At 54.3% G+C, this 24,028-nt stretch carries 21 protein-coding genes and 2 tRNA genes; 4 read left to right on the top strand and 19 right to left on the bottom strand.

Annotated elements, in window-relative coordinates:
• Positions 1-11: 11 nt before the first annotated feature.
• Entirely contained in the window at positions 12-443 is a 432-nt protein-coding gene (locus CWM54_RS10240) for a HutP family protein (RefSeq protein ID WP_100696982.1), read from the top strand.
• Here the strand turns inward: CWM54_RS10240 and CWM54_RS10235 are convergent.
• The 13 genes from CWM54_RS10235 to CWM54_RS10170 all read right to left on the bottom strand — a co-directional run bounded on the left by CWM54_RS10235 (position 406) and on the right by CWM54_RS10170 (position 15,188).
• Positions 406-1,347 carry a LysR family transcriptional regulator gene (locus tag CWM54_RS10235; RefSeq protein ID WP_100696980.1) on the bottom strand — a complete coding sequence of 314 codons (942 nt, stop codon included), beginning with the start codon at positions 1,345-1,347 and terminating at the stop codon, positions 406-408. The genes CWM54_RS10240 and CWM54_RS10235 overlap by 38 nt on opposite strands.
• A 103-nt stretch (positions 1,348-1,450) precedes the next feature.
• Entirely contained in the window at positions 1,451-2,695 is a 1,245-nt protein-coding gene (mtr, locus tag CWM54_RS10230; protein ID WP_100696978.1) for a tryptophan permease, read from the bottom strand.
• A gap of 143 nt (positions 2,696-2,838) precedes the next feature.
• The gene (locus CWM54_RS10225) at positions 2,839-4,806 is read right to left on the bottom strand and encodes a DEAD/DEAH family ATP-dependent RNA helicase (RefSeq protein ID WP_100696976.1); all 1,968 of its coding nucleotides are present in this window, start codon (positions 4,804-4,806) and stop codon (positions 2,839-2,841) included.
• Positions 4,799-4,879: a protein YrbN gene (gene yrbN / locus CWM54_RS10220; protein ID WP_085954934.1), complete on the bottom strand. Its 81-nt coding sequence runs from the start codon at positions 4,877-4,879 to the stop codon at positions 4,799-4,801. The genes CWM54_RS10225 and yrbN overlap by 8 nt, the downstream gene beginning before the upstream one ends.
• Positions 4,880-4,983: 104 nt before the next feature.
• Entirely contained in the window at positions 4,984-5,868 is an 885-nt protein-coding gene (nlpI, locus tag CWM54_RS10215) for a lipoprotein NlpI (protein WP_002918241.1), read from the bottom strand.
• Between the two features lie 108 nt (positions 5,869-5,976).
• Positions 5,977-8,112, bottom strand: coding sequence for a polyribonucleotide nucleotidyltransferase (gene pnp, locus CWM54_RS10210; RefSeq protein ID WP_061153206.1), 2,136 nt, complete (start codon positions 8,110-8,112; stop codon positions 5,977-5,979).
• A gap of 242 nt (positions 8,113-8,354) precedes the next feature.
• Entirely contained in the window at positions 8,355-8,624 is a 270-nt protein-coding gene (gene rpsO, locus CWM54_RS10200) for a 30S ribosomal protein S15 (RefSeq protein ID WP_004106090.1), read from the bottom strand.
• Between the two features lie 148 nt (positions 8,625-8,772).
• Positions 8,773-9,717 (bottom strand): tRNA pseudouridine(55) synthase TruB, encoded by a 945-nt coding sequence (gene truB / locus CWM54_RS10195; RefSeq protein WP_100696974.1) that lies wholly within the window; start codon positions 9,715-9,717, stop codon positions 8,773-8,775.
• A complete protein-coding gene (rbfA, locus tag CWM54_RS10190; protein WP_002918248.1) occupies positions 9,717-10,118 on the bottom strand; it encodes a 30S ribosome-binding factor RbfA in 402 nt (133 codons plus the stop codon). The genes truB and rbfA overlap by 1 nt, the downstream gene beginning before the upstream one ends.
• Positions 10,119-10,220: 102 nt before the next feature.
• The gene (infB, locus tag CWM54_RS10185; protein WP_061153204.1) at positions 10,221-12,911 is read right to left on the bottom strand and encodes a translation initiation factor IF-2; all 2,691 of its coding nucleotides are present in this window, start codon (positions 12,909-12,911) and stop codon (positions 10,221-10,223) included.
• A gap of 24 nt (positions 12,912-12,935) precedes the next feature.
• Positions 12,936-14,423 carry a transcription termination factor NusA gene (gene nusA / locus CWM54_RS10180; RefSeq protein WP_008806630.1) on the bottom strand — a complete coding sequence of 496 codons (1,488 nt, stop codon included), beginning with the start codon at positions 14,421-14,423 and terminating at the stop codon, positions 12,936-12,938.
• Positions 14,424-14,450: 27 nt separating this feature from the next.
• Positions 14,451-14,903: a ribosome maturation factor RimP gene (gene rimP, locus CWM54_RS10175; RefSeq protein ID WP_002918364.1), complete on the bottom strand. Its 453-nt coding sequence runs from the start codon at positions 14,901-14,903 to the stop codon at positions 14,451-14,453.
• A 208-nt stretch (positions 14,904-15,111) separates the two neighbouring features.
• Positions 15,112-15,188 (bottom strand) — tRNA-Met (locus CWM54_RS10170).
• Between the two features lie 307 nt (positions 15,189-15,495).
• Between CWM54_RS10170 and argG the strand changes: the two genes are divergently transcribed.
• The 3 genes from argG to CWM54_RS10155 all read left to right on the top strand — a co-directional run bounded on the left by argG (position 15,496) and on the right by CWM54_RS10155 (position 18,543).
• Entirely contained in the window at positions 15,496-16,839 is a 1,344-nt protein-coding gene (gene argG, locus CWM54_RS10165) for an argininosuccinate synthase (RefSeq protein WP_061153203.1), read from the top strand.
• Between the two features lie 172 nt (positions 16,840-17,011).
• Positions 17,012-17,641 carry a winged helix-turn-helix transcriptional regulator gene (locus CWM54_RS10160; RefSeq protein ID WP_023323319.1) on the top strand — a complete coding sequence of 210 codons (630 nt, stop codon included), beginning with the start codon at positions 17,012-17,014 and terminating at the stop codon, positions 17,639-17,641.
• A 350-nt stretch (positions 17,642-17,991) separates the two neighbouring features.
• Positions 17,992-18,543, top strand: a complete 552-nt coding sequence (locus CWM54_RS10155; protein WP_061153202.1) for a YfaZ family outer membrane protein — start codon at positions 17,992-17,994, stop codon at positions 18,541-18,543.
• 41 nt (positions 18,544-18,584) lie between these two features.
• Here the strand turns inward: CWM54_RS10155 and CWM54_RS28545 are convergent, their stop codons facing one another.
• The 6 genes from CWM54_RS28545 to ftsH form a co-directional block, all read right to left on the bottom strand.
• Positions 18,585-18,833 carry a hypothetical protein gene (locus CWM54_RS28545; RefSeq protein ID WP_162493299.1) on the bottom strand — a complete coding sequence of 83 codons (249 nt, stop codon included), beginning with the start codon at positions 18,831-18,833 and terminating at the stop codon, positions 18,585-18,587.
• A gap of 297 nt (positions 18,834-19,130) precedes the next feature.
• Positions 19,131-19,217 (bottom strand) — tRNA-Leu (locus CWM54_RS10145).
• 9 nt (positions 19,218-19,226) lie between these two features.
• Complete coding sequence (gene secG, locus CWM54_RS10140) at positions 19,227-19,556, bottom strand: preprotein translocase subunit SecG (protein ID WP_100680594.1); 330 nt, start codon at positions 19,554-19,556, stop codon at positions 19,227-19,229.
• A 229-nt stretch (positions 19,557-19,785) separates the two neighbouring features.
• A complete protein-coding gene (gene glmM, locus CWM54_RS10135; protein WP_100696972.1) occupies positions 19,786-21,123 on the bottom strand; it encodes a phosphoglucosamine mutase in 1,338 nt (445 codons plus the stop codon).
• The gene (gene folP, locus CWM54_RS10130) at positions 21,116-21,964 is read right to left on the bottom strand and encodes a dihydropteroate synthase (RefSeq protein ID WP_061153199.1); all 849 of its coding nucleotides are present in this window, start codon (positions 21,962-21,964) and stop codon (positions 21,116-21,118) included. The genes glmM and folP overlap by 8 nt, the downstream gene beginning before the upstream one ends.
• A gap of 96 nt (positions 21,965-22,060) precedes the next feature.
• Positions 22,061-23,995 (bottom strand): ATP-dependent zinc metalloprotease FtsH, encoded by a 1,935-nt coding sequence (ftsH, locus tag CWM54_RS10125; protein ID WP_061153198.1) that lies wholly within the window; start codon positions 23,993-23,995, stop codon positions 22,061-22,063.
• Positions 23,996-24,028: the final 33 nt, after the last annotated feature.

Below are 24,028 nucleotides of genomic sequence, written 5' to 3'. Positions count from 1 at the left end.
CAGGGAGACTTATGTATTCATTTCAACGTATGAAGCCCGGGCAAATTGCGATACAGGCCTCACTGTGCACGCAGGAGGAAGAGGAGATTTTCCGGCAAAAGCTACTGGTCGATAAACCCGAACACCGAATCGGCTTTGCGTTTATCAGCGGCACCTCTGACGAACTGCGAAACAAGCTGCAGCGCTGCGTCATCGGATGTGCTTTGAAGAATCAGATCATCACCAGGCAGGAGTCGGCCATTTTCACCTTATGCTCACTCAGCCGCCAGGCGTTGACCCACGCGTTAACCAACACCATCACCGGCGATCATATCCGTCTGAAAATCGCCTTAGTCAGTACCTCCCGGTGGCTCGCCGTCGCCATGTACGGCGAAGCTCAGGTTTATCAGCGGATTACCCAGGAAATCATGGGGCTTTGTCTACATCGTTATTCTCCCGCATAAGCTGCCTGGCATACATACGGCATTCTGCGAGAAGAGATAGCAGTCCAGGATGATTTTCCTGACTCCGGGGAAAAACGAGCGAAATTTCTTGTTCCATGAGATAGGCTTCCTGCAAAGGTAGCAGGCGTATCCCACTCCGAAAAAGCTCACGCATACGTCCGGGTATGAGAGTGTAACCCACCCCGGCATTCACCATGCTCATTAACGAAAAAATGTCGTGTACCCGAACCGCAATATCCGGCTCAAAACCAGCGATACGGAAGGCCTGCTGAAAACCTCTCCAGGTAGCGAACCCTTCACTCAAGGCAATAAATTTTTTACTCTGTAAACGGGAGAGATCCACGGGGGTTTGTAGCGTATCCGCATCCTGCACAGGAACCGCTAAATAAATCGAATCTGAAAATATCGTCCAGGTTTCGAATAAATTTGAATTATACTCATCGGGCGTCGAGATTAATGCCGCATCGATATTACCTTCATTAAGCGCCTCTAGTAATTTCTTATTAGAGTTCATGATAAACTCAATTGAAAGCTCAGGGCGCCGCTTCTTCAATCCCTGTACTATCTGCGGTGCCGTTTTTAATACTAATGAATAGAGTAGGCCTAAGCGTAATGCAGGAGAATGGAATCCTGAAGCCTCTCGCGTCAGATAAATACAGCGTTCCATTGCATTGATCACCTCGCGGGCCTGCTTTTGCATTACCCATGCACCGGGTAGGGGATGTAAATTTCGGCCATTGTGTGTGAAAAGATCGCAGCGTAAATTATCCTCCAAAGAATGCAACGCACGGTGTACGCTAACCGGAGAAATATGCATTATCTCTGCCGTCTTAGAAATATTCATGGTATCCATATATCCCAGGAAAATTTCCAGTTTGCGCAAAGTTATGTCTTGCTCAGTCATATAAACATTCCCTTATTTAAAATAACCTTTATCTGATAATAAGAGAATGTATACATATATATATTGAGCCAGATCGGTAATTCTGGCTCAGGTAAAATAAAACTTACTGATAAACCGGCAGCAGATTAAAGCTCGACAGGAAGTGCACCACCGCGTTGCCGAGACCAAAGAGCAGAATCAGCACAATCATCGATTTTCCGCCCCATACGCGGAACTGTGGGCTGCCGAAGCGTTTACGCGAAGCGCGGGCCAGCAGCGCTGGCACAATGGCCGCCCATACCGTCGCCGCCAGGCCAGCATAGCCGATGGCATACAGGAAGCCGTCAGGCTTCACCAGCCCGCCAATCATCGGCGGGATAAAGGTCAACAGCGCGGTTTTAAAGCGCCCCATCGCACTATCGTCAAAGCCAAACAGATCCGCCAGATAGTCGAACAGACCCAACGTGACGCCGAGGAACGAACTGGCGACGGCAAAGTTGGAGAACACCACCAGCAGCAGATCCAGACCGCGGTTATTCAGCACACCACTCAGGGCCTGCACCAGCACATCAATGTTACCGCCCTTCTGCGCGATATCGATAAACTGCGGACGGGGAATATTGCCCATCGTCACCAGCAGCCAGACCACGTACAGACCCAGCGCCAACAGCGTACCGTAAACCAGACAGCGGGTAATGGTGCGCGGATCCTTACCATAATATTTCATCAGGCTCGGCACGTTACCGTGATAACCAAACGAGGCCAGGCAGAACGGCAACGTCATCAGCAGGTAGGGCGCATAGGAGGCGTTCTTCTCCGCGACGTTAAACAGCGTCGTCGGTTCGACATGCCCCAGCAGGCTGCCGAAGGTCAGAAAGAAGGTGATGACCTTGGCGCCGAGCACGATAGCCGTCATGCGGCTCACCGCTTTGGTGCTCATCCAGACAATAAACGCCACCAGCAGCGCAAAGCCGAAGCCTGCCGCGCGCGCCGGTACGTTCAGCGACATTTCACTGAAGGTGTGGTGCAGGATCGAACCGCTCGCCGAAATATAGGCGTAGGTCAGGATATACAGCACAAAGGCGATCGACACGCCGTTCACCAGGTTCCAGCCTTTGCCGAGCAGGTCTTTGGTGATGGTGTCGAAGCTGGAGCCAATCCGGTAGTTGAGGTTGGCTTCAAGGATCATCAGACCGGAGTGCAGCATGCAGAACCAGGTGAAAACCAGTGCCGCCAGCGACCAGAAGAACCACGCGCCGGACATCACCACCGGCAGCGAGAACATGCCCGCACCGATAATTGTGCCGCCGATAATCACCACGCCGCCAAATAAAGACGGTCGGGTGGTCGTAGTGGTTAGTGTCGCCATTTACCGAATTCTCCAGTCAAAAAAACTTTCCCACGATGGGTGCGACGCACTGTACCAGTACACGAGTACAAAAGGAATAAAAAAAGCCCCAATCATGACGATTGGGGCTGTATTATTTACTTTACGCTAGCGTGTTGTGCTAATTACGCATCGCCACCGAAACGACGACGACCGGCGGAGTCATCACGGCGCGGAGCAGCACCAGCATCATCGCGGCGCGGTGCGCGGTTACCACCGTCACGACGCTCGCCGCTGAAACGACGACCATCACCACGACCGCCTTCACGACGCTCGCCACCGAAGCTACGACCGCCTTCACGACGCTCACCGCCGAAGCTACGGCCACCTTCACGACGCTCACCACCACCACGGCGTTCACCGCCACGGTCTGGACGCGGCTGAGCATCACCCAGCAGCTGCATGTTCATCGGTTTGTTCAGGATGCGGGTGCGAGTAAAGTGCTGCAGTACTTCGCCCGGCATACCTTTCGGCAGTTCGATGGTGGAGTGAGAACCGAACAGCTTGATGTTACCAATGTAACGGCTGCTGATGTCGCCTTCGTTAGCGATCGCGCCAACGATATGACGAACTTCAACGCCGTCATCACGGCCCACTTCAATGCGGTACAGCTCCATATCACCAACTTCACGACGCTCGCGCTTCGGACGATCTTCGCCACTACGCTCAGGACGATCGCCACGCGGACCACGGTCATTGCGGTCGCCGCGACGTTCGAAACGATCGTCACGATCGCGGAACTCGCGCTTAGGACGCATCGGCGCGTCCGGCGGAACGATCAGAGAACGTTCGCCCTGGGCCATTTTCAGCAGCGCAGCAGCCAGCGTTTCCACGTCCAGCTCTTCGCCTTCAGCCGTCGGCTGGATTTGCGACAGCAGCGCACGGTACTGGTCCAGATCGCTGCTTTCCAGCTGCTGCTGAACTTTAGCCGCGAATTTTTCCAGGCGACGTTTACCCAGCAGTTCTGCGTTCGGCAGTTCTACTTCAGGAATAGTCAGCTTCATCGTACGTTCGATGTTACGCAGCAGGCGACGCTCGCGGTTCTCAACGAACAGCAGTGCGCGGCCAGCACGACCCGCACGACCGGTACGGCCGATACGGTGAACGTAAGACTCGGAATCCATCGGGATGTCATAGTTAACAACCAGGCTGATACGCTCAACGTCCAGGCCGCGGGCCGCAACGTCGGTGGCGATCAGGATATCCAGACGACCGTCTTTCAGACGTTCCAGAGTCTGCTCACGCAGCGCCTGGTTCATATCGCCGTTCAGCGCGGCGCTGTTATAGCCGCTACGCTCCAGCGCTTCAGCCACTTCCAGGGTCGCGTTTTTGGTACGCACGAAGATAATCGCCGCATCAAAATCTTCCGCTTCCAGGAAACGCACCAGCGCTTCATTTTTACGCATGCCGTAGGCAGTCCAGTAGCTCTGGCTGATATCCGGGCGAGTCGTGACGCTGGACTGAATGCGCACTTCCTGCGGCTCTTTCATAAAGCGGCGGGTAATGCGACGAATCGCTTCCGGCATGGTGGCAGAGAACAGCGCGGTCTGATGACCTTCCGGGATCTGCGCCATAATCGTTTCTACGTCTTCGATAAAGCCCATGCGCAGCATTTCATCGGCTTCGTCCAGTACCAGACCGCTCAGTTTAGAGAGATCCAGCGTGCCGCGCTTCAGGTGGTCCAGCAGACGACCCGGGGTACCGACAACGATCTGCGGACCCTGACGCAGGGCGCGCAGCTGCACGTCATAACGCTGGCCGCCGTACAGGGCAACCACGTTTACGCCGCGCATATGTTTAGAGAAATCCGTCATTGCTTCAGCAACCTGTACCGCCAGTTCGCGGGTCGGTGCCAGCACCAGAATCTGTGGAGCTCGCAGCTCAGGATCAATGTTGTTCAGCAGCGGTAAAGAGAACGCTGCGGTTTTACCGCTACCCGTCTGGGCCATACCCAGAACGTCGCGGCCGTCCAGCAGATGCGGAATGCACTCAGCCTGGATCGGAGATGGTTTTTCGTAACCCAGATCGTTAAGCGCTTCAAGGATGGGAGCCTTCAGGCCCAGATCTGCAAAAGTGGTTTCGAATTCAGCCATGTAGTACGTGTGCCTCAAAATTAATGGCGGCCAGTCTACATAACTCATCGTGAAAATTTTCGGTAATTTTCATTGAAAAGTGTGAACCGGCTCAAAGTAGGTGTATTAACGAACAACAACGCCCTCACCCGCAAAGGTGATAGCAAGCAAAAAACTATGGGCTGATGTGTTCGTCAGCTATTGCTGGTCCGATTCTGCCAGGTCATCTTGCTCCTGGCCCAAGAGCGATAATTCCAACAATGCGTATCGGTGCTCAACGTAGTTATGTACGTTGTTGGCGACCGCCAGTTTGAACAGTGCCGTAGCGCTGTCCTTGTCCCCCAGACTTAGGTAGTACTTACCTAAATAGAAGTTGGTTTCACTGAGATGCTCAGCGAGCGAGGTGTTATCCGTTGCGTCTGCCTTCAGACGAGTCATCAGCTCTTTTTCGCTAATGTCGCCAAGGTAGAACTCGACAATGTTCCATCCCCATTGCTCTTTGTCCGACTTGTTTAAGCGCTCTCTGAGTGCTTCAAGCGCCCGCTTCTCGTCGAGTTTACGCTCGGCGATGTAAAGCCACAGGCTACGGAAAGGATCATTGGGATCGTCTTGATAAAACGCCAGCAGATCATCTTGCGCTAACTTAGCCCGGCCGCCGTAATACAGGGCGATACCGCGGTTCAAGTGCGCGTAGTTGTAAGTTGGATCAAGCTCAAGTACAGAATCAAACGCTTCATAGGCAGCATCAAAATTGCCTGCCTGCGTTAAGTAAATGCCTAAGTAATTGAATACTTCAGGCATATCGGGTCGGATTGCCAGCGCTTGTGAAAAATCATTTCGCGCTAATGCCCTCAGACCGAGACTATCATACAACACTCCGCGCTCATATAAAAGCTGTGCGCGTTCGTCATCGGATAAAGCCCGACTGGCAAGAATTTGTTCCATGCGTGCCAGAATCACTTCTTGCTGTAAAGTCGGTTGCAATGGTACTGCGAGGACGGCGTCCTTACGCCAGGCGGTGCTACTGCATCCTGCCAGCGTGAGAGCTGTCGCCACGAAACACCAGCGCAAAAAAGGCTTCATTTCCCACTCCCGAAGACAACGATTGGATGAACGTCCTGTTCCCCGGCTGCAAACGAGGCGTCCTGCCCGTAAAACGCCCTCCGCAAAAGCGGAGGGCTAACGGCAACCTTACTCGCCCTGCTCGGCGACCGGAGCTTCCGGCGCTGCGGCAGACGGAGTCTGTTCAGTTGCTTCTTTGATGCTCAGACGGACACGGCCCTGACGGTCAACTTCCAGAACCTTCACCGGTACTTCCTGACCCATCTGCAGATAGTCAGTCACTTTCTCAACACGCTTGTCAGCGATTTGCGAGATGTGAACCAGACCTTCTTTACCGCCGCCGATGGCAACGAACGCGCCAAAGTCAACGATACGGGTCACTTTACCATTGTAGATACGGCCAACTTCGATCTCAGCAGTGATCTCTTCGATACGACGGATAGCGTGCTGCGCTTTGTCGCCGTCGGTCGCTGCGATCTTCACGGTACCGTCATCTTCGATTTCGATGGTGGTGCCGGTTTCTTCGGTCAGGGCACGGATAACAGAACCGCCTTTACCGATAACGTCTTTGATCTTGTCCGGGTTGATCTTGATGGTGTGGATACGCGGTGCGAATTCGGAGATGTCGCCGCGCGGCGCGTTAATCGCCTGTTCCATCACGCCCAGGATGTGCAGACGCGCACCTTTAGCCTGGTTCAGAGCAACCTGCATGATTTCTTTGGTGATACCTTCAATTTTGATATCCATCTGCAGCGCAGAGATACCGTCGCGGGAACCCGCTACTTTGAAGTCCATATCGCCAAGGTGGTCTTCGTCACCCAGGATGTCAGACAGAACAACGAAGTTGTCGCCTTCTTTCACCAGGCCCATTGCGATACCCGCAACGGCGGCTTTCACCGGTACACCCGCGTCCATCAGCGCCAGAGAGGCGCCACAGACGGAAGCCATGGAAGAAGAACCGTTGGATTCGGTGATTTCAGACACCACGCGAACGGTGTACGGGAATTCGTCGATAGTCGGCATCACGGCCAGTACGCCGCGCTTAGCCAGACGACCGTGACCGATTTCACGACGCTTCGGAGAACCCACCATGCCAGTTTCGCCTACGGAGTACGGAGGGAAGTTGTAGTGGAACAGGAAGGAGTCCGTGCGCTCGCCCATCAGTTCGTCGATGTTCTGCGCATCGCGTGCGGTGCCCAGGGTCGCGGTAACCAGCGCCTGCGTTTCGCCACGGGTAAACAGTGCGGAACCGTGAGTACGCGGCAGTACGCCGGTACGAACGTCCAGACCACGGATCATGTCTTTTTCGCGGCCATCGATACGCGGCTCGCCTGCCAGTACGCGGCTACGAACAACGTTCTTCTCGATAGCGTGCAGGATTTCACCCAGTTCGTTAGCGTCCAGGGTTTCATCTTCTGCAACCAGCGTGGCGATGGTTTCAGACTTGATCACGTCAACCTGAGCGTAACGCTCTTGTTTGTCGGTGATACGGTAAGCATCGCTCAGGCGGGATTCAGCCAGTGCAGCCACGCGCGCGTTCAGCGCGGCATCAACGACTTCCGGCTGCCAGTCCCAACGCGGTTTACCGGCTTCTTTCACCAGATCGTTGATGGTCTGGATAACAATCTGCTGCTGTTCGTGACCAAAGACCACTGCGCCCAGCATCTGGTCTTCGCTCAGCAGTTCAGCTTCGGATTCAACCATCAGCACGGCCGCTTCAGTACCGGCAACCACCAGGTCCAGTTTGCTGGACTTCAGTTCTTCCTGGGTTGGGTTCAGTACGTACTGGTCGTTGATGTAACCCACGCGCGCGGCGCCGATTGGGCCATTGAACGGAATACCAGACAGGGACAGCGCAGCGGAAGCGCCGATCATCGCGACGATATCCGGGTTAACCTGCGGGTTAACGGAAACGACAGTGGCGATAACCTGAACTTCGTTAACGAAGCCTTCCGGGAACAGCGGGCGAACCGGGCGGTCAATCAGACGCGCGATCAGGGTTTCACCTTCGCTTGGACGGCCTTCACGACGGAAGAAACCACCCGGGATTTTACCGGCAGCGTAGGTACGCTCCTGGTAGTTAACAGTCAGCGGGAAAAAGTCCTGGCCTGGCTTCGCTTTTTTCTGACCCACAACGGTAACGAATACCGCAGTGTCATCCATGCTAACCATCACAGCGGCCGTTGCCTGGCGCGCCATCATGCCGGTTTCCAGGGTCACGGTATGCTGGCCGTACTGGAATTTACGAACGATCGGATTAAGCAAAATTCTATCCTTTTTATCTATAAATGACGCCATATCCACGACATAGCGTCTATTGACCCGATCCTCTGCATCCTCGCGACTAATGACAACCTTTACCCGCCCCTGCGGATGAAGCCTCTCATTAGCCGCGCGAACCTCTGCATGAAGATCATTACTAGCAACAATACATGAGTTTTGAATGAATTGCTGCCGCCCGGTCGAAAAAAGGGGCCGTCAGGCCCCTTTTTCTGAAACTCGCAGAATTAGCGACGCAGACCCAGACGCTCGATCAGCGAAGAGTAACGTGCAACATCTTTACGTTTCAGGTAGTCGAGCAGTTTACGACGCTGAGAAACCATGCGCAGCAGACCACGACGGCTGTGGTGATCTTTTTTGTGCTCTGCAAAGTGGCCCTGCAGGTGGTTGATCTGTGCGGTCAGCAGTGCAACCTGAACTTCGGTAGAACCGCTGTCGTTTTCGCCACGACCAAACTCAGAAACGATTTTTGCTTTAGCTTCAACGCTTAGAGACATTTTATAACTCCAAAAATTAAAAGAAAGAAAGGGTGCCGATCTCTAATTCAGCGACCCCTGATGCAACGCCCGAAAATGTTAAAACACTTTAGCGGACGTTAAGCGGCGATATTCTACTCGTAGCAGGCTTTTATCGCAAGAAAAGCGCTTACGCCGGGTATTCCACCACCAGACGACGCGGCGCCACGCGGCCTTCATCGTCAATTTCGCCCATGCCGAGAAACTTGCCAGACTCGTTTTCCATCACCCGCACCAGCCCGCTAAGCGGCGCGCCAGACTGACGTACCGGGTTGCCGTTCTTAAAGTAGACCGCGGAAGTCTCCGGAATCGTTACCAGCGGATAGTCCGAAGCCGGGCTGTCCATCGGCATCAGCAGCGGGTCAAGCAGTTGCGCGGCAGGGATATCCTGCGCCGCCGCCTGATCGACCAGTGTCTGCAGCTGCTCGAGGGTCACCATCCGTTCAACCGGGTATTTGCTCACCGCCAGGCGACGCAGGAAAATCACGTGCGCGCCGCAGCCGAGTTTCTCACCTAAATCATCGATAATCGTCCGGATGTAGGTGCCTTTCGAGCAGTGGATCTCCAGCTCCAGTTCATCGCCTTCGTGGCGAATAAACAGCAGCTCATAGACCGTAATCGGCCGGGCCTCCCGCGGGACGTCAATACCCTGGCGAGCATATTCGTACAGCTTCTTGCCCTGATATTTGAGCGCCGAGTACATCGACGGCACCTGCTGCGTCTCGCCGCGGAAACTCTCCAGCGCCGCCGCCAGCTGTTCGTCGCTAAAGGTTAGCGGACGCTCTTCCACCACCTGACCGTCGGCATCGGAGGTATCCGTGCGCTGGCCAAGTTTGGCAATCACGCGATAACGCTTATCGGAGTCCAGCAAATACTGGGAAAACTTGGTCGCTTCGCCAAGGCACACAGGCAGCATACCGGTCGCCAGCGGATCCAGCGCGCCGGTGTGCCCGGCGCGGTTGGCGTTATAAATACGTTTTACTTTCTGCAGCACATCGTTGCTGGAAGCGCCCTGAGGCTTATCCAGCAGCAATACGCCGTGCACGTCGCGGCCGCGACGACGAGGACGACTCATCAGTCCTCCTTGCTGTCGTCCGGGTTCACACGACGCTCATCGTCGTGTTTCACCACGCTGGTGACCAGGTTGGACATGCGCATCCCTTCCACCAGTGAGTTGTCGTAGAAGAAAGTCAGTTCCGGCACGATGCGCAGACGCATCGCTTTACCCAGCAGAGAGCGGATAAAGCCAGAGGCTTCCTGCAGCGCTTTGATGCCCGCCTTTACCGCGGCTTCATCTTTGTCGTTCAGGAAGGTGACATATACCTTGGCATAGGCCAGGTCGCGGGACATTTCCACACCGGAAACGGTGGTCATCATGCCCAGACGCGGATCTTTGATTTCACGCTGCAGGATGATGGCAATCTCTTTTTGCATCTCCTGGGCCACACGCTGCGGGCGACCAAATTCTTTCGCCATAATAAGTTCTCCAGAATAAAGACAAAAAAGGGGCCAAAAGCCCCTTTTTAAAATGATTGCCGGGTGGCGCTTCGCTTCCCCGGCTGCTTAGCCATCAGATGATTAATCGATGCTACGCTGGATTTCGATGATTTCGAACACTTCGATCATATCGCCAACGCGAACGTCGTTGTAGTTCTTCACACCGATACCACATTCCATGCCGTTACGGACTTCGTTGACGTCATCTTTGAAGCGGCGCAGGGATTCCAGCTCGCCTTCATAGATAACCACGTTGTCGCGCAGTACGCGGATTGGGTTGTGACGTTTGATCGTCCCTTCGGTAACCATACAGCCTGCGATGGCGCCGAATTTCGGCGATTTGAACACATCACGTACTTCAGCCAGACCAATGATCTGCTGTTTCAGTTCCGGAGACAGCATGCCGCTCATCGCTGCTTTCACTTCGTCGATCAGGTTATAGATGACGGAGTAGTAACGCAGATCCAGGCTTTCCGCTTCGATAACTTTACGTGCAGAGGCATCGGCACGAACGTTGAAGCCAACCAGAATCGCGTTGGAAGCTGCTGCCAGGGTCGCGTCGGTTTCGGTGATACCACCTACGCCGGAACCGATGATCTTCACTTTCACTTCGTCGGTAGACAGTTTCAGTAAGGAATCGGAAATCGCTTCGACAGAACCCTGCACGTCCGCTTTCAGCACGATGTTCACTTCGTGAACTTCGCCTTCAGTCATGTTAGCGAACATGTTTTCCAGTTTAGATTTCTGCTGACGAGCCAGCTTAACTTCACGGAATTTGCCCTGACGATACAGTGCAACTTCACGCGCTTTTTTCTCGTCACGAACCACGGTCACTTCATCACCCGCAGCCGGAACACCGGACAGACCGAGGATTTCCACCGGAATGGACGGACCCGCTTCCAGAACTTCGCGACCCAGTTCGTCACGCATCGCACGCACGCGGCCATATTCAAAGCCACACAGTACGATATCGCCCTTATGCAGGGTACCTTCGCGAACCAGAACGGTAGCCACCGGACCACGACCTTTATCGAGGAAGGATTCGATGACCGCGCCGCTCGCCATACCGTTACGTACGGCTTTCAGTTCGAGAACTTCAGCCTGCAGCAGGATAGCGTTCAGCAGGTCGTCGATACCAGTACCGACTTTCGCGGATACCGGGATGAACTGCGCTTCGCCGCCCCACTCTTCCGGCATTACGCCGTACTGGGAGAGTTCGTTCTTCACGCGATCCATATCCGCTTCCGGCTTATCGATCTTGTTCACCGCAACCACTACCGGCACCTGCGCCGCTTTGGCGTGCTGGATAGCTTCCACAGTCTGCGGCATCACGCCGTCGTCTGCTGCCACCACCAGAACCACGATATCCGTTGCCTGCGCACCACGAGCACGCATGGAGGTAAACGCGGCGTGGCCCGGGGTATCCAGGAAGGTGATCATGCCGTTATCGGTTTCTACGTGGTAGGCGCCGATGTGCTGGGTAATACCACCCGCTTCGCCGGAGGCAACCTTAGTAGAACGAATGTAGTCCAGCAGCGAGGTTTTACCGTGGTCAACGTGACCCATGATGGTCACTACCGGTGCGCGCGGTTCAGCCGCAGCGCCGGTGTCACGGTCGCTCATTACTGCTTCTTCCAGCTCGTTTTCACGACGCAGGATAACTTTATGGCCCATCTCTTCGGCAACCAGCTGTGCGGTTTCCTGGTCGATGACCTGGTTGATGGTCGCCATGGCACCCAGCTTCATCATCGCTTTGATGACCTGAGAACCTTTCACCGCCATCTTGTTAGCCAGTTCGCCAACGGTGATGGTTTCGCCGATGATAACGTCACGGTTAACAGCCTGAGCCGGCTTCTGGAAGCCCTGCTGCAGAGCGGAACCTTTACGGTGCTTGCCGCCTTTGCCACCACGAACGGCCGCACGGGCTTCTTCACGGTCAGCTTTAGATTCAGCGTGTTTGTTGCCTTTTTTGGCCGGACGAGCCACTTTGCTGCTACGACTACGACCACGGCCGCCTTCGACTTCACGGTCGTTATCATCTTCAGCCTGACGCGCATGCTGAGAGGTGGTTACGTGGTAGTCGGTCGTTTCTTCAGGGGTTTCTGGAGTTTCAGTCCAGTTTTTTTCATTTTCTTCAGCCATACGGCGTGCTTCTTCCGCTACACGGCGCGCTTCTTCTTCAAGTTTGCGGCGTGCTTCTTCTTCCGATTTGCGCTTCAGCTCCGCTGCTTCGTTCTCACGGCGGGTCTTTTCAGCCTGGGCGGTCTTGGTCATTTCGTCGGTATGTTGATTGCTCACTTTGTCTTTTTCCGCGGCTTCACGTTTCGCTTTATCAGCGACTTCACGTTTAGCTTGTTCTGCGGCCTCACGTTCAGCTTTTAATTGCGCCTCGCGTTTCGCTGCTTCTTCAGCTTCACGACGGGCCTGCTCTTCCGCTTCACGCTGCGCCTGCTCTTCCGCGGCCAGGCGTTCAGCCTCTTGCGGATCGCGTTTCACAAAGGTGCGTTTCTTGCGGACTTCGATTTGTACCGATTTACTCTTTCCACCGGTACCTGGAATATTCAACGTGCTGCGCGTTTTACGCTGCAACGTCAGCTTGTCAGGCGCCGAACCGTGTTCACGATTCAGGTGCGTTAACAAGGTTTGCTTCTCTTGCGCGGTCACAGAATCATCAGCTGATTTGCGAATGCCTGCATCAGCAAATTGCTGTATCAGGCGATCCACAGAGGTCTGAATTTCTGAGGCCAGCGCTTTAATAGTCACATCTGTCATGCTGTTCCTTCCTGCTACAGTTTATTACGCTTCGTCGCCGAACCAACAAATGTTGCGAGCAGCCATGATGAGCTCGCCAGCTTTCTCGTCGGTCATCCCTTCGATATCAGCCAGGTCATCAACGCCCTGCTCGGCGAGATCTTCCAGCGTACAAACACCACGGGCGGCCAGTTTGAATGCCAGAGCACGATCCAGACCTTCCAGATTCAACAGATCATCGGCAGGTTTGTTGTCTCCCAGGCTTTCTTCCTGAGCCAGCGCCAGCGTAGTCAGTGCGTTTTTCGCACGCTCACGAAGTGCTTCAACGGTGGCTTCATCCAGACCGTCGATTTCCAGCAGTTCTTTCATTGGCACATAGGCCAGTTCTTCCAGCGAGGAGAAGCCTTCTTCAACCAGCACTGTCGCGAAATCTTCATCAATATCGAGATATTTGGTGAAGGTATCGATAGCGGCATGCGCTTCCGCCTGGTGCTTAGCCTGCAGATCGTCAACGGTCATCACGTTGAGTTCCCAGCCGCTGAGCTGCGAAGCCAGACGAACGTTCTGACCGTTACGGCCAATCGCCTGCGCCAGGTTGCCCGCTTCCACCGCGATATCCATGGTGTGTTTATCTTCATCCACCACGATAGACGCGACGTCTGCCGGCGCCATGGCGTTAATCACGAACTGCGCCGGGTTATCATCCCACAGGACGATATCGATGCGTTCGCCGCCCAGCTCAGTAGAGACGGCCTGCACGCGCGCACCGCGCATACCGACGCAAGCGCCAACCGGGTCGATACGCTTGTCGTTGGTTTTCACCGCGATTTTCGCACGAGAGCCCGGATCGCGAGCTGCCGCTTTGATCTCCAGCACTTCTTCCCCGATTTCCGGCACTTCGATGCGGAACAGTTCGATCAGCATCTCAGGTTTGGAACGGGTCACGAACAGCTGGGCGCCACGCGCTTCCGGACGGACAGCGTACAGTACACCGCGGATGCGGTCGCCCGGACGGAAGTTTTCACGCGGCAGCATATCTTCACGCAGGATCACGGCTTCAGCGTTGTTGCCCAGATCAAGGGTGATGTTGTCGCGGTTCACTTTTTTCACCACGCCGGTGATGATCTCACCTTCGTGCTCGCGGAACTGATCGACCACCATCGCGCGCTCGGCTTCGCGGACTTTCTGCACGATAACCTGCTTAGCGGTCTGCGTGGTGATACGGTCGAAGGTAACAGACTCAATCTGATCTTCGACATAGTCGCCGACGTTCATGCTTTCATCTTCGTAACGCGCCGCTTCCAGCGTGATCTCGCGCGTCGGCTGAGTCACCTCTTCAACAACCAGCCAGCGACGGAAGGTGTCAAAATCACCGCTCTTACGGTCGATTTCTACGCGAACGTCGATCTCTTGTTCGTATTTTTTCTTGGTGGCCGTTGCCAGCGCGCTTTCCAGCGCTTCGAAAATTTTCTCGCGCGGCAGCGCTTTTTCGTTGGAAACGGCTTCAACAACAGCCAAAATTTCTTTGTTCATCGGGGCCTTTCACCTCAATCCAGACTGTTAAAAGTGGGGAACCAGGTTCGCCTTCTGGATGTTACTCAGCGCGAACACTTCATCTTTGCCTTCGACGGTTACCGTGATCATTTCACCGTCTACCGCTTTGATAATGCCCTGCCATTTGCGACGGTTCTGAACCGCCATGCGCAGCACCAGCGCAACTTCTTCGCCAGTGAAACGTTGATAGTGTTCGGCGGTGAACATCGGACGGTCGAGACCAGGCGAAGAGACTTCCAGGTTGTAAGCGACAGTGATCGGGTCTTCAACATCCATGACGGCGCTTACCTGGTGGCTCACATCAGCACAATCATCAACGTTGATGCCATCTTCACTATCAATATAGATGCGCAGTGTGGATGTGCGACCGCGAATAAATTCGATGCCGACCAGCTCAAAGCCAAGCGCTTCAACCGGCGCAGTGAGCATCTCTGTTAATTTTTGCTCTAATGTGGACAAACCCACCCCCAAGACATAAAAAAAGGGCGTATAGCCCAGTTATTCTGAAGTCAGATAACAAAAAACCCCGATAAATCGGGGCTTTAGATAACTGAACCCTGAGATCGCCATGGCGATCTGGAACACCTTCCGCAAGAATTCTTTCAAATTCGGCTACGAAGGACACTTAGTCCTCACAGTATATTTGAAAAAGTACTTAATGGGAAAGTGGTTGCGGGGGCCGGATTTGAACCGACGACCTTCGGGTTATGAGCCCGACGAGCTACCAGGCTGCTCCACCCCGCGCCTGAAACGTGGCATATTTTACTCTTATTGAGTAAAAGACGCAAATACTGCTGGGATTTGGTACCGAAGACGGGACATAAAATCGGGGTGAATTGTATCGGCAATTAGTATATTTTGTCAACATGCATTTTATCACCCCCGATTGCCGTTTGTGCTGGTATTTCAGGCTTTTTTAGCAAAAAGATGATGAAGCCCTTCCTGTCGCCAGTAAAAGATGGTTAAATGAATACTCACAATTAATGCATAAAAATGCAGTTAAGGTTGTTGAGTCGAACTCACCACAGTCTATCGAGCAGGGTTTTATTTTATGACGACGATTCTCAAGCATCTCCCGGTTGGTCAACGTATTGGTATCGCTTTCTCTGGTGGACTGGATACCAGCGCCGCGCTGTTATGGATGCGCAAAAAAGGCGCCGTGCCTTATGCATATACCGCTAACCTGGGTCAACCGGACGAAGACGACTACGATGCTATTCCGCGCCGCGCGAAAGAGTATGGCGCCGAAGGTGCCCGTCTGATCGACTGCCGCAAACAGCTGGTCGCAGAAGGGATCGCGGCGATTCAGTGTGGCGCATTCCATAACACCACCGGTGGGTTGACCTACTTCAACACCACGCCGCTGGGCCGCGCGGTCACCGGCACCATGCTGGTGGCGGCAATGAAAGAAGATGGCGTCAACATCTGGGGCGATGGCAGCACCTATAAAGGCAACGATATCGAACGTTTCTATCGTTACGGCCTGCTGACCAATGCTGAACTGCAGATTTACAAGCCGTGGCTGGACAGCGACTTTATTGATGAACTCGGCGGCCGTCACGAAATGTCCGAATTTATGATCGCCTGCGGCTTTGACTACAAGATGTCAGTCGAAAAAGCCTATTCCACCGACTCCAACATGCTCGGCGCGACCCACGAAGCGAAAGACCTCGAATTCCTGAACTCCAGCGTCAAGATCGTCAACCCGATTATGGGCGTGAAGTTCTGGGACGAAACCGTGAAGATCCCTGCGGAAGAGGTGACTGTACGCTTTGAGCAAGGCCATCCGGTGGCGCTGAATGGCAAAACCTTCGCCGATGACGTCGAGATGATGCTGGAAGCCAACCGTATCGGTGGTCGCCACGGTCTGGGCATGAGCGATCAGATTGAAAACCGCATTATCGAAGCGAAAAGCCGCGGCATTTATGAAGCCCCGGGGATGGCGCTGCTGCATATCGCCTATGAGCGTCTGCTGACCGGTATCCATAACGAAGATACTATCGAGCAATACCACGCCCACGGTCGTCAGCTGGGCCGCCTGCTGTATCAGGGACGCTGGTTCGATTCCCAGGCGCTGATGCTGCGTGATTCACTGCAACGCTGGGTTGCCAGCCAGATCACCGGTGAAGTCACCCTCGAACTGCGTCGCGGTAACGACTACTCGATCCTCAATACCGTTTCAGACAACCTGACCTATAAAGCAGAGCGTCTGACCATGGAAAAAGGCGATTCTATGTTTACCGCCGAAGACCGTATCGGTCAGCTGACCATGCGTAATCTGGATATCACCGATACCCGCGAGAAGCTGTTTGGCTATGCCCAGTCTGGCCTGCTGAGCGCCTCCTCAGCAACCGGTTTACCGCAGGTTGAGAATCTGGAAAACAAAGGCAAATAATCGCCTGACGATGTTTGCTCTCCGCCGGCGGCTTTCCGCCGGCTTTTTATTTTTTGTTACCCACCAACATCAAAAAAAATCGCCAGGACGCATTTTTTCCTTATCGCCCGACCAGCAAAATTGTTGACTATAATAACTTCAATTGATTAATTCATATCTGGTGATAAACATAATGAATATTAAACCACCGATCAGGCCACAAAAGGCCATTGACCGACTGATCGATGTGCTTGAGCCGCACGCCACGCCCGTTAACGCGATCGCCAGAAAAAGACTGACATGGGAATATAAAGGCAAAACTCAGCTCTTTATTTTTAAAAAAGGCGAACTGTCGATTATCCGTAATTCCGACAAGCTATTGATGGTAACCGTCTATGAGCCGCACCTTTTCGGCGTGGCGGAAATGCTACAGCCTAGTCGTAGCCATAGTCTGCGGGCGGAGGTCTCTTCCGAGCTGCTACGGATCGACTATGACCTGGCCTCCGCACTATTTCGCCAGCATAACCTTTGGGAAGAGGTGACCAGCCTGCTGGCCTATCATACTTCGTACCTGGTATATCGTGACGATCTGGTCCTGCAACAGCGAACCTATTCGGTCATACGTAACCATCTACTGGAAATGATGCTATTAACCGAAGAGACCCGACAGCGCGTGTCTATTCTTGAATATATTCAGGACAGGACCCACCTGTCGCGCAGCAGTATTCTCAATGTCTTGTCAGCATTAAAGAAAGGCGGTTATATTGCCTTTGCCCGCGGCGGTTATTTGCAAAGCATCGCCTCACTTCCTGAAAAATTTTGACCGCGCCAGTCACCTTTATTTGTTGTTATTCACCTCACTGTTGAAAATGTTTAAATTTAAATCAATAAACGCTAACGGTAAAAAAAGAAAAATTTTATGCTGAGCATCTGAATTTACCGGCGGACAACATGTCCCTGGGCTCGACCAGCAGGCAGCCACTCACGGCGTTAACCGCCGGGCCTGCACCGGCTCAGGATGTGCCACCGGAAATCGGCCAGGCGTTAGCAGCGGTAGCGGGAGTTGACCCCCTCGCCTGTCGTCTGCAGCGACCATAACGATGAGATCCAAGAACCCGTTAATTTTGCCCGAACGCCCGTATCGGGCTTTTTTTTATCTGAAGGAATTCCACAATGAAGTCTATTACTCCAAAATTGGTTGCCGTGATGATCGCCCTGGGGGCCAGCAGCGCCGTCTGCGCATCCGTTAACCTGCATGGTGAAGCCGGTGCCGAGTTCACCAATCTCTCCGCCAGCTTTGGCGCCGGGGAACCGGGTATGACGTTCAATACCCAGTGGGTCCACAGCGACAACGACGGGGATAGCGTAGGACTGGGAATGGGCTACAACTTTAACCTTGGGCCTTTTCTGATGACGCTGGGCGGTAAAGGTGTCTATCTGAACCCCAACGATGGGGATGAAGGTTACGCCATTGCTGCAGGTGGCGGAGCAGAGCTCCCCCTCGGCCAGTACTTCACGCTCTTCGGTGAGGGCTATTACTCACCAGACTCAATGTCCAGCGGCGTCGATGATTATGTGGAGGCCAATGCCGGATTACGTATTAACGTGCTCCCGTCTCTGAATATCGAAGCAGGCTATCGTTATATCGATATTGCGGGGAAAGATGGCCATCGTGACAACACCCTGGCCGACGGGGCCTATGCCGGGGTTAACTTCCGCTTTTAATCCTTACACAGGGATTGCCGTCCGGCAGTCCCTGTCTTCTCTCAGCTGGCCAACGGCACGCTTTTCAGCACGCGGTTGATCTCCTGCAGACCAGCAACATTATTCTCTTTCCGGTAAACGTCATTCATGGACGCCATCTGCTCCAGACGGGTCAGGGCGCCATACACCTGGTACGCCTCACTATGTCTGTCAAACACATCGCGGCGCTCCACATCCTGCAAATAATGATTTTTCAACGAATGGTTAAGGCGACCAATCAGTGCCGTATTGTCCTGGAAATAGCGCGTCACCGCCTGGGCATTATTCGCTGTAGCCCCAGGCTCACTGTGCGATACCGGTACCGTTAGCGCATTAATCGTCTCCACCGTTTGGGAGGGCGATGTTGAACTGCACCCTGCTAAACCGAGCACGCCGGCGACGATAAGCAACCCGATCTTGTTCATTATGTCACTTCACCTCTGTTAATTTGACGAGGCGACTTTAACGACAGTAAAAGGAGGGAACCAGCAAAGAGATGTTTATAAATAAATGGCCGGTGGGGACAAAAACAAAAAAAGACGCTTTTCAGCGTCTTTTTTCTGGAATATTGGTACCGAGGATGGGACTCGAACCCACAAGCCCGTTAGGGCACTACCACCTCAAGGTAGCGTGTCTACCAATTCCACCACCTCGGTACAGAATACTTAGTGCGGGATGTCGCTGCTCGGCTGAGCCGGTGCAGTTGACTGAGTTTGCTCCGTTTTCGGCGCGCTCAGGTTATCCCACTCACTTCCTTTACTGGTCTTGTTGCTGTTGATATTACCCAGCGCCAGACTGATGATGAAGAACAGCGCAGCCAGGATGCCGGTCATACGGGTCATGAAGTTACCAGAACCGCTGGACCCAAACAGTGTGCCGGAAGCGCCTGCACCGAAGGAGGCTCCCATATCAGCGCCTTTACCTTGCTGCAGCATAACCAGACCAACAAGGCCAATCGCTACAATAAGGAAAACTACCAAAAGAGCTTCGTACATAATCAACCTGTTCCTTGCGGATTTGCCGCATACCAAGTGCTTCGACCAATAAAGCGGGACGTTTTAACGTTTCCCACTGAAGCGGGTGTGAATACTAACCAAAGCGAATGACCTTCGCAAGGGCAATTTCGACACATTGTATCAACTGCAGAAAAAAACAGCAAAAAGTCGGTTTTCTATCATAAAAAAGGCGGCAAGCGCCGCCTTTTTAACCACTTAGCCCGGAAAGCTAAACGCTTTTTACCGCTTCGGCGATACGGTGCGCGAACTCGTGCACCTGCTCTTCATGCTCGCCCTCCACCATGACGCGGAGCAGCGGTTCTGTTCCGGATTTACGCAGCAGGACACGGCCGCGTTTCCCTAACGCCGCTTCCACTTCTGCGGTTACCGCTTTGACATGCTCGTTCTCCAGTGGATTACCGCTGCCTTCGGTAAACCGCACATTCACCAGCAGTTGAGGGAACATCTTCATGCCGCTGCAGAGGTCATGCAGGCTCATATGGTTGCGTACCATCGCCGCGACCACCTGCAGACTGGCGACGATGCCATCGCCGGTGGTGGTTTTATCCAGCAGGATCACGTGGCCGGAGTTTTCCGCACCAATGCGCCAGCCTTTTTCCTGCAGCATCTCGAGCACATAGCGGTCACCGACCTTCGCGCGGGCAAACGGGATACCTAACTGCTTGAGCGCCAGCTCCAGTCCCATATTGCTCATCAGCGTGCCGACGGCGCCGCCGCGCAGCTGCCCCTGACGCAGTCCTTCCCGGGCGATGATATAGAGGATCTGGTCGCCATCGACTTTATTACCTTCATGGTCAACCATGATCACCCGATCGCCATCACCATCGTAGGCAATGCCCAGATCGGCTTTCTCCGCCAGCACGCGCGCCTGCAGCGCACGCACGTCGGTGGCGCCGACCTCTTCGTTGATGTTGAGGCCGTCTGGCTCGCAGCCCATCGCGATAACCTGGGCTCCCAGCTCGCGGAAGACATTGGGGGCAATGTGATAGGTCGCGCCGTGCGCGCAATCCACCACCACTTTCAGCGTGGAGAGGCTCAGTTCGTTGGGAAAGGTGCCTTTACAAAATTCAATGTAGCGCCCGGCGGCATCGACGATACGGCTGGCTTTGCCCAGTTCTGCCGAATCCACGCAGGTAAGCTCCTTCTCCATTTCGGCTTCAATCGCCTCTTCCACATCGTCTGGCAGCTTGGTGCCCTCAATGGAGAAGAATTTAATACCGTTGTCGTAGAAAGGGTTATGCGAAGCCGAGATAACGATCCCCGCCTCGGCGCGGAATGCGCGCGTCAGGTAGGCGATAGCCGGTGTCGGCATGGGTCCGGTGAACGACGCAGAGAGCCCCGCTGCCGCCAGCCCAGCTTCCAGCGCCGACTCCAACATGTAGCCCGAAATACGGGTATCCTTGCCGATGATAATTTTACGCGAGCCGTGGCGCGCTAACACTTTCCCTGCCGCCCAGCCCAGCTTAAGCACAAACTCCGGAGTGATCGGCGCATCGCCGACGCGGCCACGAATACCATCGGTGCCAAAATACTTGCGGTTACTCATAACGTTTTTTTCCCTTAGCGGCGAGGGTGGCTTCCACCACGCGCAGCGCTTCTACCGTTTCTTTGACATCATGGACGCGGATTATCTGCGCGCCCTGCATTGCTGCAATGACGGCACACGCCAGGCTGCCGTTCAGCCGTTCTGACGGCCCGACGTTCAGCAACTGACCTACCATCGACTTACGCGACATACCGACCAGCAGAGGCAGCCCAAAGTGGTGAAATTCCCCCAGTCTGGCCAGCAGTTGATAATTATGGGAGAGATTTTTACCGAAACCGAATCCCGGGTCGAGCAGCAATTTTTCTTTTGCGATCCCCGCCTGCTCGCAGCGCACAATATGTTCTGTAAAAAAGCGCTCGACATCGGCGAAGACATCCTCATATTTCGGCGCCTCCTGCATGGTTTTCGGCTGACCCTGCATATGCATCAGACACACCGGCAGCCCGGTTTCCGCGGCGGCCTGCAGCGCGCCAGGTTCGGTCAGCGAGCGAATATCGTTAATGATATGCGCCCCTGCCCGGGCCGATTCGCGGATAACCTCCGGTTTGGAGGTATCCACCGAGATCCACACTTCAAAGCGCTGAGCGATCGCTTCGACGACCGGGATCACCCGTGCGAGTTCCTCTTCTACGCTCACCTCAGCCGCCCCTGGCCGCGTCGATTCACCGCCGATATCAATGATGGTCGCCCCGGCGTTAATCATCAGGTTGGCATGCTTCACCGCCTCAACCAGCGAGTTGTGGGCACCGCCATCGGAGAAGGAGTCGGGCGTCACATTAAGAATGCCCATCACATGGGGATGAGAGAGATCGAGGGTTGAGCCCTGGGCTACAAGTTTCATCACAAAATCCCTGAGACTGAAGAGGTTAAAAAAGAAAAACCCCGGAGCGGGCGCCCCGGGGTTTTAAGGTTAAAACAAGACATCAACAGCGGTAGCTTACTTGTCGCCCAGCTGCTCTGACATGGTGTTGCCCGGGTTCGGCGTACGCGGTTCATCAACCGGGCGCGGCGCACGAGGCGTACCATTGTTGTCAGAGTTGTTCGAAGAACCAGATTCTTCCCAACCCGCTGGCGGACGAACATCGCGACGAGCCATCAGGTCGTCAATCTGCGGCGCATCGATGGTCTCATATTTCATGAGCGCATCTTTCATCGCGTGCAGAATATCCATGTTGTCGTTCAGCAGCTGACGAGCACGACCGTAGTTACGCTCAATCAGCGATTTCACTTCCTGGTCGATGATACGCGCGGTTTCATCAGACATATGCTTCGCTTTCGCTACGCTACGGCCGAGGAAGACTTCGCCCTCTTCTTCCGCATACAGCAGCGGACCGAGTTTGTCGGAGAAGCCCCACTGAGTCACCATGTTACGCGCCAGGTTTGTCGCCACTTTAATATCGTTGGACGCACCGGTAGAAACATGTTCCGGACCGTAGATAATCTCTTCCGCCAGACGACCGCCGTACAGCGTGGAGATCTGGCTTTCCAGTTTCTGACGACTGGCGCTGATCGCATCGCCTTCCGGCAGGAAGAAGGTCACACCCAGCGCACGACCGCGCGGGATAATCGTCACTTTATGGACCGGATCGTGTTCCGGTACCAGACGGCCGATAATGGCGTGGCCCGCTTCGTGGTAAGCGGTCGATTCTTTCTGCGCTTCCGTCATCACCATGGAGCGACGTTCCGCACCCATCATGATTTTGTCTTTCGCTTTTTCGAACTCAACCATCGACACAACGCGTTTGTTGCCGCGAGCAGCAAACAGCGCCGCTTCGTTGACCAGGTTCGCCAGGTCCGCACCGGAGAAGCCCGGGGTACCGCGCGCAATGATCGCCGCGTCGATATCCGGCGCCAGCGGTACGCGACGCATATGCACTTTCAGGATCTGTTCACGACCGCGAACATCCGGCAGACCAACAACAACCTGGCGGTCGAAACGGCCTGGACGCAGCAGCGCCGGGTCAAGAACGTCCGGACGGTTAGTCGCCGCGATAACAATGATACCTTCGTTACCTTCGAAGCCGTCCATTTCAACCAGCATCTGGTTCAGGGTCTGCTCACGTTCATCGTGACCACCGCCAAGGCCCGCGCCACGCTGGCGGCCGACGGCGTCGATTTCATCGATGAAGATGATGCAAGGCGCTGCTTTCTTGGCCTGTTCGAACATGTCACGCACACGAGATGCACCGACACCGACGAACATTTCGACGAAATCAGAACCGGAAATTGTGAAGAACGGCACCTTCGCTTCGCCAGCGATCGCTTTCGCCAGCAGCGTTTTACCGGTACCCGGAGGGCCGACCATCAGGACGCCTTTCGGGATCTTACCGCCCAGTTTCTGGAAGCGGCTCGGCTCACGCAGGTATTCCACCAGCTCACCGACTTCCTCTTTCGCTTCGTCACACCCGGCAACGTCGGCAAAAGTCGTTTTGATCTGGTCTTCCGTCAGCATACGGGCTTTGCTTTTGCCGAAGGACATCGCGCCCTTCCCGCCGCCGCCCTGCATTTGCCGCATAAAGAAGATCCAGACGCCGATCAACAGCAGCATTGGGAACCAGGAGATGAAGATGGAAGCCAGCAGGCTTGGCTCTTCTGGTGGTTCGCCAATAACTTTGACGTTTTTAGTCAACAGGTTATCGAGCAGCTTCGGATCGTTAACCGGAATGTAAGTCGTGTAACGGTTACTATCTTTCTTGGTAACGTTGATCTCACGTCCGTTGATACGCGCTTCGCGAACCTGGTCCTGATTGACCTCTTGCAGGAAGGTAGAATAATCCACCTTGCGGCCATTCGACTCGCTGGGCCCAAAGCTCTGGAATACTGACATCAGCACAACGGCAATGACCAGCCAGAGTATTAGGTTTTTCGCCATGTCACTCAAGGGATTAACCTCTTATTACAACTG

The organism is Klebsiella sp. D-Nf1 (assembly GCF_002810515.1).
In the GTDB taxonomy this organism is placed as follows: Bacteria; Pseudomonadota; Gammaproteobacteria; order Enterobacterales; family Enterobacteriaceae; genus Klebsiella; species Klebsiella variicola.
Note: the sequence above shows the minus strand (reverse complement) of the source record. Positions and strands in the feature narration are given on the sequence as shown.

Coding starts and splice junctions, on each gene's coding strand:
- argG (WP_061153203.1), top strand. CDS start 15,496: ATGACGACGATTCTCAAGCATCTCCCGGTTGGTCAACGTATTGGTATC.
- CWM54_RS10155 (WP_061153202.1), top strand. CDS start 17,992: ATGAAGTCTATTACTCCAAAATTGGTTGCCGTGATGATCGCCCTGGGG.
- infB (WP_061153204.1), bottom strand. CDS start 12,911: ATGACAGATGTGACTATTAAAGCGCTGGCCTCAGAAATTCAGACCTCT.
- rbfA (WP_002918248.1), bottom strand. CDS start 10,118: ATGGCGAAAGAATTTGGTCGCCCGCAGCGTGTGGCCCAGGAGATGCAA.
- mtr (WP_100696978.1), bottom strand. CDS start 2,695: ATGGCGACACTAACCACTACGACCACCCGACCGTCTTTATTTGGCGGC.
- secG (WP_100680594.1), bottom strand. CDS start 19,556: ATGTACGAAGCTCTTTTGGTAGTTTTCCTTATTGTAGCGATTGGCCTT.
- yrbN (WP_085954934.1), bottom strand. CDS start 4,879: ATGAAAATTACCGAAAATTTTCACGATGAGTTATGTAGACTGGCCGCC.
- rpsO (WP_004106090.1), bottom strand. CDS start 8,624: ATGTCTCTAAGCGTTGAAGCTAAAGCAAAAATCGTTTCTGAGTTTGGT.
- CWM54_RS10235 (WP_100696980.1), bottom strand. CDS start 1,347: ATGACTGAGCAAGACATAACTTTGCGCAAACTGGAAATTTTCCTGGGA.
- nlpI (WP_002918241.1), bottom strand. CDS start 5,868: ATGAAGCCTTTTTTGCGCTGGTGTTTCGTGGCGACAGCTCTCACGCTG.
- nusA (WP_008806630.1), bottom strand. CDS start 14,423: ATGAACAAAGAAATTTTGGCTGTTGTTGAAGCCGTTTCCAACGAAAAA.
- ftsH (WP_061153198.1), bottom strand. CDS start 23,995: ATGGCGAAAAACCTAATACTCTGGCTGGTCATTGCCGTTGTGCTGATG.
- folP (WP_061153199.1), bottom strand. CDS start 21,964: ATGAAACTTGTAGCCCAGGGCTCAACCCTCGATCTCTCTCATCCCCAT.
- truB (WP_100696974.1), bottom strand. CDS start 9,717: ATGAGTCGTCCTCGTCGTCGCGGCCGCGACGTGCACGGCGTATTGCTG.
- CWM54_RS10225 (WP_100696976.1), bottom strand. CDS start 4,806: ATGGCTGAATTCGAAACCACTTTTGCAGATCTGGGCCTGAAGGCTCCC.
- CWM54_RS10160 (WP_023323319.1), top strand. CDS start 17,012: ATGAATATTAAACCACCGATCAGGCCACAAAAGGCCATTGACCGACTG.
- CWM54_RS10240 (WP_100696982.1), top strand. CDS start 12: ATGTATTCATTTCAACGTATGAAGCCCGGGCAAATTGCGATACAGGCC.
- glmM (WP_100696972.1), bottom strand. CDS start 21,123: ATGAGTAACCGCAAGTATTTTGGCACCGATGGTATTCGTGGCCGCGTC.